Source organism: Polaromonas sp. P2_G11 (genome assembly GCF_056403595.1).
Map to the genome: position 1 here is coordinate 170,662 of NZ_JBFUFE010000002.1, position 13,180 is coordinate 183,841.

At 57.9% G+C, this 13,180-nt stretch carries 13 protein-coding genes and 1 tRNA gene; 11 read left to right on the forward strand and 3 right to left on the reverse strand.

Annotated features, from left to right (window positions below; genetic code table 11):
* Positions 1-25 precede the first annotated feature (25 nt).
* From AC1DWQ_RS07425 to AC1DWQ_RS07435, 3 genes are all read left to right on the forward strand, one after another.
* Positions 26-352, forward strand: a complete 327-nt coding sequence (locus AC1DWQ_RS07425; RefSeq protein ID WP_457280348.1) for an integration host factor subunit alpha — start codon at positions 26-28, stop codon at positions 350-352.
* A gap of 171 nt (positions 353-523) precedes the next feature.
* Positions 524-1,012, forward strand: coding sequence for a MerR family transcriptional regulator (locus tag AC1DWQ_RS07430; RefSeq protein WP_457280349.1), 489 nt, complete (start codon positions 524-526; stop codon positions 1,010-1,012).
* 35 nt (positions 1,013-1,047) lie between these two features.
* Positions 1,048-1,124, forward strand: a tRNA-Pro gene (locus AC1DWQ_RS07435).
* A 178-nt stretch (positions 1,125-1,302) separates the two neighbouring features.
* On the opposite strand, the gene AC1DWQ_RS07440 is transcribed toward AC1DWQ_RS07435, so the two are convergent.
* The 3 genes from AC1DWQ_RS07440 to AC1DWQ_RS07450 form a co-directional block, all read right to left on the reverse strand.
* Positions 1,303-2,496, reverse strand: a complete 1,194-nt coding sequence (locus AC1DWQ_RS07440) for an amidohydrolase family protein (RefSeq protein WP_457280350.1) — start codon at positions 2,494-2,496, stop codon at positions 1,303-1,305.
* Between the two features lie 30 nt (positions 2,497-2,526).
* Positions 2,527-3,225 (reverse strand): TetR family transcriptional regulator, encoded by a 699-nt coding sequence (locus tag AC1DWQ_RS07445; RefSeq protein WP_477669072.1) that lies wholly within the window; start codon positions 3,223-3,225, stop codon positions 2,527-2,529.
* 102 nt (positions 3,226-3,327) lie between these two features.
* Positions 3,328-4,101 carry a ferredoxin--NADP reductase gene (locus AC1DWQ_RS07450; protein ID WP_457280352.1) on the reverse strand — a complete coding sequence of 258 codons (774 nt, stop codon included), beginning with the start codon at positions 4,099-4,101 and terminating at the stop codon, positions 3,328-3,330.
* Positions 4,102-4,462: 361 nt separating this feature from the next.
* On the opposite strand from AC1DWQ_RS07450, the gene AC1DWQ_RS07455 reads away from it, so the two are divergent.
* The 8 genes from AC1DWQ_RS07455 (at position 4,463) to AC1DWQ_RS07490 (ending at position 13,163) form a co-directional block, all read left to right on the forward strand.
* Positions 4,463-6,100, forward strand: coding sequence for a 6-hydroxynicotinate reductase (locus AC1DWQ_RS07455; protein WP_477669073.1), 1,638 nt, complete (start codon positions 4,463-4,465; stop codon positions 6,098-6,100).
* A gap of 11 nt (positions 6,101-6,111) precedes the next feature.
* A complete protein-coding gene (locus AC1DWQ_RS07460) occupies positions 6,112-7,020 on the forward strand; it encodes a UPF0280 family protein (protein ID WP_477669074.1) in 909 nt (302 codons plus the stop codon).
* Positions 7,021-7,042: 22 nt separating this feature from the next.
* Positions 7,043-7,684 (forward strand): amino acid synthesis family protein, encoded by a 642-nt coding sequence (locus tag AC1DWQ_RS07465; protein WP_477669075.1) that lies wholly within the window; start codon positions 7,043-7,045, stop codon positions 7,682-7,684.
* A 46-nt stretch (positions 7,685-7,730) separates the two neighbouring features.
* On the forward strand, positions 7,731-8,315 hold the full coding sequence (locus AC1DWQ_RS07470; protein WP_477669076.1) for an amino acid synthesis family protein: 585 nt from the start codon (positions 7,731-7,733) through the stop codon (positions 8,313-8,315).
* A gap of 82 nt (positions 8,316-8,397) precedes the next feature.
* Complete coding sequence (locus tag AC1DWQ_RS07475) at positions 8,398-9,603, forward strand: ABC transporter substrate-binding protein (protein WP_477669077.1); 1,206 nt, start codon at positions 8,398-8,400, stop codon at positions 9,601-9,603.
* 151 nt (positions 9,604-9,754) lie between these two features.
* Positions 9,755-11,650 carry an ABC transporter permease gene (locus tag AC1DWQ_RS07480; protein WP_477669078.1) on the forward strand — a complete coding sequence of 632 codons (1,896 nt, stop codon included), beginning with the start codon at positions 9,755-9,757 and terminating at the stop codon, positions 11,648-11,650.
* Entirely contained in the window at positions 11,647-12,426 is a 780-nt protein-coding gene (locus AC1DWQ_RS07485) for an ABC transporter ATP-binding protein (RefSeq protein WP_477669079.1), read from the forward strand. The genes AC1DWQ_RS07480 and AC1DWQ_RS07485 overlap by 4 nt, the downstream gene beginning before the upstream one ends.
* A complete protein-coding gene (locus tag AC1DWQ_RS07490; RefSeq protein WP_477669080.1) occupies positions 12,426-13,163 on the forward strand; it encodes an ABC transporter ATP-binding protein in 738 nt (245 codons plus the stop codon). Before AC1DWQ_RS07485 ends, AC1DWQ_RS07490 begins: the two co-directional genes overlap by 1 nt.
* Positions 13,164-13,180: the final 17 nt, after the last annotated feature.

The following is a 13,180-nucleotide window of genomic DNA, read 5'->3' on the forward strand; positions in this document are numbered from 1 at the left end:
TAAAAGTCGCCAGGAGTACCGTTGCATGGATTTTTCTGTAGAAAGCCTGGAAACCCCGGCGCTGACAAAGGCGCATCTGGCCGAGTTGCTGTTTGAACAGATCGGGCTCAACAAACGCGAATCAAAAGACATGATCGACGCGTTTTTTGACCTGATCTCGGACAGCCTGGTGGACGGAAATGATGTGAAAATTTCCGGGTTTGGTAATTTCCAGATTCGCACCAAAGCCCCACGCCCTGGCCGCAACCCGCGAACCGGCGAAGCCATCCCCATTGAGGCCCGCAGGGTGGTGACATTTCATGCCAGCCACAAGCTCAAAGACCAGATCCAGGGCGAAACTGTTGCCGAATAAGTACTAAACCCGGTGGCTTTGTCCGCTTGATTTACGTATCCGGGTAGGTGGTTGTAATTAAATGTCACCTGTGTGACGGAACAACACATGCCAAAAAACCGGCTCAACTCTTTGCGCTAAGTTTCGACTTAGAGTAGATTTGGAGGTTTCCTCCTTAGCGCATTGATTTAATTGGAGAAAACGCTCCCACCCATTCCCGCGAAACGCTATTTCACCATCGGTGAAGTCAGTGATTTGTGCGGTGTCAAACCTCACGTGCTCCGTTATTGGGAGCAAGAGTTCACGCAGCTACGCCCGATGAAGAGGCGTGGCAACCGCCGCTACTACCAGCACCATGAGGTGCTGATGATCCGCCGGATCCGTGATTTGCTCTATGACCAGGGCTTCACCATCAGCGGCGCACGCAACAAGCTTCAGGAAATTGTCCAGACCGAACGCGACAAGCGCCGTAACGGTGAAGTCATGCTTGACGGCGTAGAAGTGCTGGAAGGCGGTGAGTCCCTGCTGGAGGATTTTGAGGATTCCAGTGACCACTCGGACTTTGAAGACAGCGAGCCGGAGGGCGCGGATTTGCCCAGCGGCAGCGCGGCTCAGCAACGACTGCAATTGGTACGGCGCGAGTTGTTTGAAATTCGTGATCTCCTCAGCGCCGGGCACTGAGAAGCATTTTCGGCACGCTATAATAAAAGGCTTGTCGGTGTGTGGCGCAGCCTGGTAGCGCACTTGCATGGGGTGCAAGGGGTCGAAGGTTCGAATCCTTTCACACCGACCAATAAAACCATCAGATAGCCGGTTAGCTAACGCTAACCGGCTTTTTTTGTTTGGGTCGAATATTTGTTGAAGTAGCCGGTCGGCTGTCTTTGAGATCGACGTCAGAGGATTGCCCGTCGTTTAGCTCGACGCAATCGTGTCTGGGGAAAACGCGATGGCAAGTTGCAGGCGCCTGCGTATCAGGCCGGAACAATGCTGGGGATCTGCGTGGCCGGCGGGGTGTTACGGCTGCGGCCGCAGCGAACCAGGCCGTCAATCATCACCATGCCAACGCCGGGAATATCCCCGCGTTGCACACTGTCCAGCAGGTTGAGCCCCGCTGAGTGCTGGGCTTTGTCCATGAAGACCAGATCGGCATCACGGCCTGTTTCTATTAAGCCGCAATTGAGTTTACGAATGCGCGCGGTGTTGCCCGTGGCAAAGCAAAAAACCAGCTCCGCCGGGATATTGCCCAGACTGGAAAGGAGGGCGATAAGGCGCAGCACACCCAGCGGCTGGACACCGGACCCGGCCGGCCCGTCGGTACCCAGGATGACGCGGTGCGGGCACTTGAGCTGCAGCGCCGCCTGCGCGGCTGCAATGGCGACTTTTTCATTGCCGTTATGGACAATTTCAATGGCGCGTGATGATTTCTCACAGAGTTCGCAAACATGTGCTTCCGACAGTGCCGTATGACCGCCATTGATATGGCCGATGACATCGGCGTCTGCTTCCAGCACCACGTCCTTGTCAATCAGGCCTGAGCCGGGAATGGAAGGGCCGCCGGTGTGAATGGTGCTCTGGATGCCATACTTTCGCGCCCAGCCCACCATTTCCTTGGCCTCGTAACCCGCCTTGACTGAACCCAGGCCCACTTCGCCGAGCAAAGTTACACCGGCGTCGGCAAGGTCCTTGAAATCCTGTTCGGTCATGCCTTTTTCGATGATGGGGGCACCAGCCAGTACCTTGACGCCGCCTGGGCGGAAGTTGTCGAACGCCCGTTGCGCGGTTATGGCCAGCGCCTTGAGGCCGACGATGTCCTTGGGACGCCCCGGCAAGTGAACCTCGCCAGCGGAAATCATGGTGGTGACACCGCCGTGCATGGTGGAGTCAATCCAGCCGATCTGGTTCTGGCGCGGCGTCCAGTCGCCGAAAACCGGATGTACATGGCTATCGATCAAACCAGGTGCCACGCAAGTCTGGTGCGCGTCAATCACGGTCTGCGCATGCGCTGTATCACAGTCCTTGGCCTTTCCGATAGCCACGATAAGGCCGTCGTTCACGACGATGGTGTCCGCGTCCAGGATAGGTTGGTCGATGTCTCCGGAGAGCAGCAGGCCAATGTTCCTGATGACGACCTTTCCTGATTTTCCGCTTGATGCCGCTTCTGCCATGGGTGGTCTTTCAAATGCGTCGGGTTGAGCTCAAGGATTCAGCATGACAGTGCGCAGCACGGTGCTGATGATGAAGGCCTGCCATTGCGCCAGCGCCTCAGGTGTTTGCAGGTCTTCGCCGAGGAAGGCTGACAGCGTGTGGCGGTTCGAGATATAGAAGTAGCCGGTGGCGGCAATCAGCAGATAGACATTGCGGGCGGAGATGTCTGCCCGGAAAATCTTCTTGCGCACACCGCTTTCCAGCAGTTGCCGGATGATGGCGATGGCGGGAGACGAGTAATCCCGGGCGCGCTGCGATTTGGCGATGTGCTTGCCGCGGTGCAGGTTTTCCGTATTGAGCAGCGTGATGAACTCCGGATTTTTGCTGTAGTAGGACACCACGAAGCAAATCACGTCCGTCAGAGACTCCACCGGGTGGTCGATGTCCAGTGACAACTCGAGCTCGGCATCATTCATGCGGCGGTACATGTCTTCCAGCACTTCGATGAACAAGCCTTCCTTGCTGCCGAAGTAGTAATAAATCATGCGGTCGAATGACTTGGCCGACCTGGATATTTTCTCTACGCTGCCGCCGTCATACCCATAGCGCGCGAAGACGCGGGTGGCTGCGCGCAAAATGTTGTCGCGCGTGGTCTGCGCGGCTTGCTCCCGTACGCCGGGCCGCTTGGCGACCGTGCGTTTGGTTGTGGCAGTGCGCGGCTTGATGGTTTTGGCCGTCTTCGCTGTCATGTAGAGGTATCCAGTCGCGGTTTATGCGTGATCAAGCGAGAAGGTGTGAGGAGCAATTTCCCACGGCAATGCAATGAGTTGAAGGCAAACGCCGGGCCATCTCTACTGTTCGGCAAAGGCGCGTTCGATCACAAAATCTCCCGGCTTGGATGTATTGCCTTCGATGAAGCCCTTGCCTTCCAGCATGTGCTTGAGGTCCTTGAGCATCGCGGGACTGCCGCAGATCATCACACGGTCATGCGCCGGATCCAGTGCCGGCAACTGCAGGTCGGCCAACATTTTCCCGCTTTCGATCAGGTCGGTGACGCGGCCCATGTTGCGGTAAGCCTCCCGCGTAACGGTAGGGTAGTACAGCAACTGCCTGGAGATCAGCTCACCGAGAAATTCATGTTGGGGCAAGTGATCCACAACCAGGTCGTGATATGCCAGCTCGTCTGCCTGCCGCACGCCATGGACCAGCACGATCTGTTCAAACCGTTCGTAAGTCTCCGGGTCCCGGATGATGCTCATGAATGGCGCCAGACCCGTGCCGGTCGAGAGCAGGTAAAGCCGTTTACCTGGCAGCAGGTAATCGATTACCAGTGTGCCGGTTGGCTTGCGCCCAACGATGATTTTGTCGCCGACCTTGATGTGCTGCAGCCGTGACGTCAGGGGACCTTCCGCGACCTTGATGCTGAGGAATTCAAGATGCTCTTCATGATTGGGGCTCACGATGCTGTAGGCGCGCAGCAAAGGCTTGTCGTTGACCCTTAATCCGATCATGGTGAAGTGGCCGTTGCTAAAGCGCAGTGAGGTGTCGCGTGTGGTGGTAAAGGTAAACAGGCGATCAGTCCAGTGATGGACGGACAACACAGTTTCTTCATTGAAAGCGCTCATGGTGTTATTCGGAGTAACGGTTATGAATTAGAGAGGCCGCGTTGATGTCTCATGGGTTCATGATCTGCCGATTTATGAGCCGATTTTTCCATTGCGCGGTCTCGATAGGTATTGCATGTACTGGCCAAACGATGCCGCCACAGAGGCAATGTGCCACATTAATGTAGTGAACGCAACATTTAAATTCAGTATGTACAAAATTCTTAAATAAGTTTACGACAGCCATGTAAATACTATTGCATGAGAAATCCGTATGCGCTACATTGAATTTAATATGTAGTGAATGCAACATGTAAATTAAGTGGGCACTACATTGGTGAATTAGCCCCAGGATGGTGAAGGCGGCAGAAGGACGAGCACGATGACTGAACATACAAAGACGGACGGCCTGCCAGGTATGGATGCCTTGACGTTTCCGCAAGTTTTGGAAAAGGCCCGGCCGCGAAACGAGCGAATGAACAGCGAGAAAATCGAGTGCAATGCCTGCCCGGTTCTATGCCAGATTTCTGAGGGCCGCAGCGGAGCCTGCGATCGCTATGCCAACCACGGTGGAACGCTTGTTAGGGTCGACCCAGTGTTGCTGTTGCGCCGTACGCTGTCGGGCGAGGGCGCGCATATTGTGCCGTTTGCGGCGCGCGCAGATGCCGGACTTTCCGCGCCGGAAGATCTGCCCGGTGGCACGGATGACGCATCAACGGTTTCATGGAGCGGCGATCTTCTACTGGCTGATGAAGTGTTTGTCACGGGTGTGGGCTCATCAACAACCTATCCCGACTACAAGCCGGCACCATTCATCGTTTCATCGAAAGCGGCCGGTGTTGATCTGGTCACTGTGGTCACGGAAGGAATTTTCAGCTATTGCAGCTTCAAGGTAAAAATTGACACTGACCGCTTCCTGGGTGCCGAGCAGGCCAATGTGCGCTGCAAGGGAGAGGTAATCGGGCATGTGACGACGGCCGAGTATGGCTCGCAGATGTTGTCCCTGGGTGGTGTGCATCACCTGACGGGAGGCAGCAAGAAAGAAGGCCGTGTCACGGTGGAGATGATGAAGGCGCTCGGCAACAAGCAAGCCGTGGAGTTCACGATTGACGGTGGTTCCCAAATACTGATTCAAGCCGGCCGTGCACCTGTCGTGAATGGCGTTGAAGAAGAGCGTATGCGCGTGGGTTGCGGGTCGGCCACGGTTGGCATTTTTGCAAAGCAGTTGTTCGGCAAGCTCGACGAGGTGGTGGTTGTCGACGACCACATTACCGGTGTACTGACCGAGCACCAGGCGGGGCGTTGTCTCGATATGCGCCCGTCAGGTGTCCGGATGCGCGGACGAAAGTCCACGCCGGGGCGTTATTTCCAGGTGGCCAATCCCGGAACGGGCTGGGGTGGGACGGATATCGCCGATCCCCTGTCCATCATCGAGGCGTGGGACGGTAATGTCGCCTGGCCGGGCCTGCGCTTGTTGATGACATCCACCACCGGTGAGCATGCAAGCTGGTATGTGCTCAACGAAGAGCTCATTCCCGTGGAGCAGGAGATGCCGGCGGAAGTGCGTCATGTCGTTGAGCGTATCGGTGAAAACTGCGAGCCCTCCTTGGCGACCGTGCTTTTCCTTGCCGGAGCGGGCGGTAGCCTGCGGGCGGGTGTGACTGAAAATCCGGTTTTGCTGACACGTGCCATCAAAAATTCCCTGGTGAATGTGACCTGTGGTGGGGCCCCTGCCTATATCTGGCCTGGTGGAGGAATCACCGTGATGGCCGATGTCATGCGGATGCCGGACAACAGTTTCGGAACCGTTCCCACACCGGCCATCGTGGCTCCCATTGAATTCAGCATGAAGCTTGACGACTATCGCGCGCTGGGCGGGCACATGGACTATGTGCGTACGCTGGAGGATGTGTTGCGTCGCGGTGCCTGGCACAACGAAGGTGCGCCTGTCGCCCTGGAATGGGCCAGGCTGCCTTCTGCCAATCCTTGGCCTCTGGCGCGTCCCCCCTTGCTGGGCTGAGGCGCTTGCGTATGAACCCTCAACGCATGCAACTTCCCGATGGGCGCTGGCATTTCCAGCACGGGCCGATGGACATCATCATTGGCGCCTATGGAAGGCCGGTTGCGGTTGAGGCTGCTCATGCCAAAGCTTGGGAGCGTTTCAGCGGTATCCTCGGCGAGCTGGTTGAGGAACTTCCCCTCTTGCGGCAGCCCGTACTGGATGAGTGTTATCTGCAGGGGGTCGTTGCCCGGCGCATGTGGAATGCATGCCGCCCCTACCGGCGCGATTTCATCACCCCGATGGCGGCCGTGGCGGGTGCGGTCGCGCAGGAGTTGGTTGCCTGCTACGTCAATAGCGGAGTAGACCGCGCTTGGGTCAACAACGGCGGCGACATTGCCCTGCATTTGGCGCCGGCGCAATCGGTGCGGATCGGCCTGTATGCGGATCTGGCACGCCTTGATGCAAACGAGGTATTGGCCGGTGTTCATACCGACGGGCAATTCGAGGTTTCCAGCGCGCTTCCAGTTCGCGGCGTCGCTACCAGCGGTTGGCGGGGGCGAAGCTTTTCACTGGGTATTGCCGACAGTGTTACGGTCCTTGCGTATACCGCCGCGCAAGCGGATGCCGCAGCCACCATGATTGCGAATGCGGTCGATGTTGCCGACATGCGGATCAAGCGCGGCAGGGCTTGTGACCTGAAGGACGACACCGACCTTGGCGAAATGCTGGTGACAACTGACGTGCCGTTGCTGGAGGCGGAGACGGTTCGGCGTGCATTGCGCGCCGGGCTTGAACGCGCCCAGGCTTTACAGGCTGCGGGACTGATCTGGTCGGCTGCGCTGGTTTGTCAAAACCAGCTGATGACCACCTCTGATAAAACGCAGCAACGATTGCAAAATCGCAGTGCTGCAGTGCCGGCTGGTTCGGTATTTGCTTAATGAAATGAATGGACCTCACACCATGATTGAAATTCGGCGTATTTTTACGCACGTGGAGCAGATACGGCATGAATTCGGGCCGGTAGCGCCTGTGCCTTTGCTGCGCGGCGCGATTGCCGCGGTGCTGACCAATCCATTTGCCGGGCGATATGAGCCCAATATCTTGCCGATGATGGACCAGCTTCAGCCTGTTGGTATCCAGATGGCCGAGCGTCTGCGCGCCGCAATGGATGTGCCAGCCGAACATATTGAGGGTTATGGAAAAGGGGCAATCGTGGGCGCGGCCGGGGAACTGGAGCATGGTGCGCTCTGGCATGTGCCTGGCGGGTACGCGATGCGTGAGCTGCTTGGCTGGAAAGGCGATCGCAACGCTTATGCGCGTGGGCAGGCTGAGGAAAAAACCGGCCAGCCCGGTAACGCCTTGTCCATTGTCCCTTCGACAAAAAAAGTGGGTGCACCGGGTACGGCGCTGGATGTTCCTTTAACGCACGTCAATGCCAGTTATGTCCGTAGCCATTTCGACGCAATTGAGGTGCGTGTGCCGGGGGCTCCCTTGTCGGACGAAATCGTTTTCATCCTGGCCATGAGCACGGGCCCGCGCATTCACGCCCGGGTGGGTGGGCTGGCCGCCAGTGCCATCGCCAAATGGGATGGCTTGCGTTAAACCCGATGCGCCAGATACTTAGCAGGCACCGAGACAAGGAAAAACCATGACAGCCAGGATTCGAAAAATTGTTGTGCAAATCGACGAAACATACATCGAGATGGGAAAGGCCGTCACTCCCCCGACGCGAAAGGCATTGGCGATGGCCGTGATCGAGAATCCTTTTGCCGGGGTGTACGCGGAAAAACTCGATGCGCTGATTGACATTGGTGAGGAGCTTGGCGGGCTGCTGGGGCAAAAGTGCGTGCAGGCCCTTGGCATTGCCCCGGGCCAAGCCCATAGTTACGGCAAGGCCGCCATCGTGGGTGAGGCCGGTGAGCTGGAGCATGCGGCAGCGATCCTGCATCCCAGGCTGGGCGCGCCCCTGCGTCTGGCGGTGGAAAAGGGTGCTGCTCTGGTGCCGTCAAGTAAAAAGCGCGGTGGTCTTGGTACTGCCATTGACGTGCCGCTGGGACACAAGGATGCCGCATTCGTGCGCAGCCATTTCGATGCGATGGAAGCCCGCATCGCCGACGCTCCCCGCGCCAACGAAATTGTGGTGGCGGTCGTCGTTACGGACAGCGGCCGGCCCCTGCCGCGTGTGGGGGGGCTTCAAACCAGTGAAATCAAGGGGGAGGATGGGTTAAGGTAGCCCCGGGCTGCCAATCCATCGCTCATCGTCATGACCCATCGCCTTTCGCCTTCCATCTGACCCAAGACAACCAGGAGTACTTATGAAGCTGCACCACAAAATGCTGAGCACCGTCGCTTTCCTCGGGCTGATCACCTCATTCGTGAACGCGCATGCCCAAGGCGTCATCAAGATAGGGGAAATAAACAGCTACAAGGCCCAGCCTGCTTTCCTGGAACCGTACAAGAAAGGCATGGAACTGGCCGTTGAGGAAATCAATGCTGGCGGCGGAATCAACGGCAAGAAGGTCCAGCTGATTATTCGCGACGACAACGCAAACCCGGGCGATGCGGTCCGTGCAGCCGAAGAACTTGTCTCGCGCGAAAAAGTCGACGTGCTGACAGGCTCTTTCCTTTCCAATATCGGCCTGGCGCTCACCGATTTCGCCAAGCAGAAAAAGTTCTTTTTTCTGGCAGCGGAGCCTCTGACGGACAAAATCGTCTGGCAAAACGGTAATCGCTACACATTCCGCTTGCGGACCTCCACCTACATGCAGGTGGCCATGCTGGTCCCCGAAGCCGTTGCGATGAAGAAAAAGCGCTGGGCGGTGGTGTACCCCAACTACGAGTATGGGCAGTCCGCAGCAGCGACGTTCAAGACCTTGCTGAAGGCCGCGCAGCCCGATGTAGAGTTCGTGGCCGAGCAGGCGCCTCCACTGGGCAAGGTCGACTCGGGCAGTGTTGTGCAGGCCATGGCGGACGCCAAGCCGGACGCCATCTTCAATGTTCTTTTTGGTGCCGACCTCTCGAAGTTTGTTCGTGAAGGCAATACCCGTGGCCTGTTTCAGGGGCGTGAAGTCGTCAGCCTGCTGACGGGCGAGCCCGAATACCTCGACCCGCTCAAGGAGGAAACGCCCAACGGCTGGGTGGTTACCGGTTATCCGTGGTACGGCATCCAGACACCCGAACACAAGGCTTTCTTTCTTGCTTATCACGGCAAGTACAAAGACTATCCGCGCCTGGGTTCCGTGGTCGGCTATAGCGCCATCAAGTCCCTGGCCGAAGGCATGAAAAAAGCCAAATCGACCGATACGGAAAAGCTGATTACCGCTTTCCGCGGCCTGAACGTGACAACACCCTTTGGCCCCGTGGTTTTTCGCCCGGAAGACCACCAGTCCACCATGGGTGCCTATGTGGGACGCACAAAAAATGAAGGCGGCAAGGGCGTGATGGTCGACTATCGATATATCGATGGTTCAAAAGTCCAGCCCAGCAACGCCGAAGTGAAAAAAATGCGCGCTGCCGATTAGACCGAGGCAAGTGTTGACGGCGGCAGGTGCCGCGCCTCGTGCATGCACTCATGGCGGTTGGCCGGCAGTTCCGGTGCCGCCGTCATGTTAAAGGTGTGTCCACTGTGCGCTGCTTGCCGGTCATGCTATCCCGCAGAAAAAAGGTTTGTTCATGAGCTTCTCAGGCTTTATCGTGCAGTTGCTTAATGGCCTGGCCGGTGCATCGTCGCTGTTTCTCGTGGCGGCTGGTTTGTCGTTGATCTTTGGTGTTACCCGGATTGTCAACTTTGCCCATGGATCTTTTTTCATGGTGGGCATCTACGTTGCCTATTCATTGGTCAGTGCTCTTGGCAATACCTTGGGTTTCTGGCCTGCCTTGCTGATTGCCGCTTTGGCTGTTGGTGTTCTCGGCGGCCTGGTCGAGGTTTTGTTGCTGCGCCGTATTTACCGTGCACCGGAACTCTTTCAGTTGCTTGCAACGTTTGCGCTTGGCCTGGTGATCAAGGATGGCGTGCTGTGGTTTTGGGGCCCCGAGGAGCTGCTTGGCCCCAGGGCTCCCGGCCTGACTGGCTCTGTGTCGATTTTGGGGCGTCAGTTTCCTTCCTATGATCTTTTCCTGATCGTCGCGGGGCCTGTCGTCCTGGGTCTGCTTTGGCTCCTGCTCACCAAAACCCGCTGGGGTACCCTCGTTCGAGCCGCCACGCAGGATCGCGAAATGGTCAGCGCGCTGGGTGTGAACCAGGCGTGGTTATTCACAGCGGTTTTTGCATTGGGCGCACTTCTGGCGGGCCTTGGGGGCGCGCTTCAGCTACCGCGCGAGCCCGCCAACCTGGAAATGGATCTCAACATCATCGGCGCCGCGTTTGTGGTGGTGGTGGTCGGGGGCATGGGCTCCATCCCGGGTGCCTACGTGGCGGCACTGCTGATTGCCGAACTCAAGGCCATTTGCATCTGGCTGGGGCTGGTTGAAATTGCGGGTATCAGCATCTCTTTTTCCAAGCTGACCCTGGTGGTGGAGTTCCTCGTCATGGCGGTTGTCCTGGTGGCCCGACCCTGGGGGTTGTTCGGCAGGCCACAGGCGCCCAACCGGCATGCAGGCATGGCCGAAGAACCGCTGCGCCGGCCACACCGCTTGTACGTCTGGGGTTGTGCGGGCCTGCTGGCGCTACTGGCTTTGATGCCTGTGCTGGCGGCACAGTCCCCTTACGTCACCGTGTTACTGATTGACTTGCTGGTTGCCGTCCTGTTCGCTGTCAGCCTGCATTTCATCATGGGGCCCGCGGGAATGCACTCGTTCGGGCATGCCGCCTACTTCGGCCTTGGGGCCTATGGCGCCGCCTTGCTGGTACGAAGCCTGAACATGCCCATGGAGCTGGCTCTGGTCGTGGCACCCGTTGTGGCGGCCGTGGGGGCCTTTGTGTATGGTTGGTTCTGCGTCAGATTGTCTGGTGTTTATCTGGCGATGCTGACGCTGGCCTTTGCACAAATCACCTGGGCAGTTTGTTATCAATGGGACGTGTTCACCGGCGGCAGCAACGGATTGACCGGCGTCTGGCCTTCCGAGTGGCTGGCGGACAAGCGCATTTATTACTACCTCACTCTTGTCCTGGTGGCCGGGGGCGTCTTGCTGATGCACCGAATTCTGTATTCACCGTTTGGCTATGGCATGCGTGCGGCACGCGACTCGGTGCTGCGTTCGGACGCCATCGGCATGAATGTCAAACGCCTGCAATGGGTTGCGTTTGTGATTGCAGGTTCATTTGCGGGGCTGGCCGGTGCGCTTTATGCTTTTTCAAAAGGCAGCATTTCGCCTGAAAGCCTGCACGTCAGCAAGTCGATCGATGGTCTGGTGATGGTTTTGCTGGGGGGTATCCAGACGCTTTTGGGACCTGTCGTGGGGGCCGTCACATTCACGTGGCTGCACGATACCGTGGCGCGAAACACCGACTATTGGCGGGCCATGCTGGGCGCCATCATCCTGGTTCTTGTGCTGCTGTTCCCCCAGGGAATTGCAGGCTTTGCCAAACAGCTGCTGGCCAGTCGCCGCAGTGCGGGAGAAAAGTCATGAGCTTGCTGAAGGTATCAGGATTAGGAAAATCCTTTGGCGGTGTCAGGGCTGTCGATAGCGTGAATTTCGAGCTGGCGCAGGGCGAACTATTGGCTTTGATTGGGCCCAACGGCGCCGGAAAATCAACCATGTTCAACATGGTCAATGGGCAGTTGCGTGCAGATGCCGGCTCCATTCAGCTGGACTCGCAGGAGCTGATCGGCCTGGCGCCCCGGGATATCTGGCGCCGCGGTGTCAGCCGGACATTCCAGATCGCGGAAACCTTTTCCTCGCTGACGGTAGTGGAAAACGTCCAGATGACCTTGTTATCTGCGGACAGGAAGTTGTTTTCCATGTGGCGCCGCGCCGCAGATTACAAACGCGACGAGGCCATGGCACTCCTTGAGCAGGTCAATATGAAAGCGCAGGCTGACCGCCCTTGCAGCGTGCTGGCGTACGGGGACGTCAAGCGCGTTGAGCTCGCCATGGCCATGGCCAACAACCCTAAATTACTGCTCATGGATGAGCCGACAGCCGGCATGGCGCCCAGAGAGCGGAATGACCTGATGGCGTTGACTAAACAACTGGTCATTGACCGGGGCATGGCGGTGCTGTTTACCGAGCACAGCATGGACGTGGTGTTTGCCTATGCCGACCGCATGATCGTGCTGGCGCGCGGCCGGTTGATTGCGGAAGGCAAGCCACTGGAAATTCGCGACCACCCCGAAGTCCAGGAAGTCTATTTTGGCAGTGGCAAAACTTTCGAGAAGAAAGCCATTGAAAAGGAGATGGCGTAATGCGCGACGGCAAAGAGATGCTGCTGGAGGCGAAAGACCTGTCGGCCTGGTATGGTGCGGCGCAAATACTGTTTGGCGTCAATCTCTCGGTCGGGCGCGGCGAGGTCGTCGCCTTGATGGGGCGCAACGGCGCCGGCAAATCGACCACCCTGAAGACGCTGATCGGGATGCTCGACAAGCGGCGTGGCAGCGTGACCTTTCTTGGCAAAGATATCTCCGGCAGTGAGCCACACCATGCGGCTCGCATGGGTCTGGGGTTTGTGCCGGAAGACCGGCGAATCTTCACCGACCTGACCGTGAATGAAAACCTGGAAGTAGGACGGCAGGCGCCGCGCCGCTGGCCCGACGGCAGCGAGGCTCCCTTGTGGACGCAGGAACGCCTCTTCAAGCTGTTTCCCAACCTCGGTGAGATGCCCACGCGCCCCGGCGGCCGCATGAGTGGCGGCGAGCAGCAAATGCTGACGGTGGCCAGGACCTTGATGGGAAATCCCTATCTGGTTCTGCTTGACGAGCCTTCCGAAGGCGTAGCGCCCGTCATTGTGGAGCAAATGGCCAACATGATTCTGGAGCTGAAGGCCCATGGCGTGAGCATTCTGCTGTCCGAGCAAAACATGCATTTCGCCGAACTGGTGTCAGACAGGGCGTACGTCCTGGAGAAAGGGCAAATCCGTTTTGAAGGATCCATTGCGGAGCTGGCTGCCAATGAAGAAGTGCGCCGTGCCTATCTCAGTGTGTAGGCTGCGCCGCAACCTGG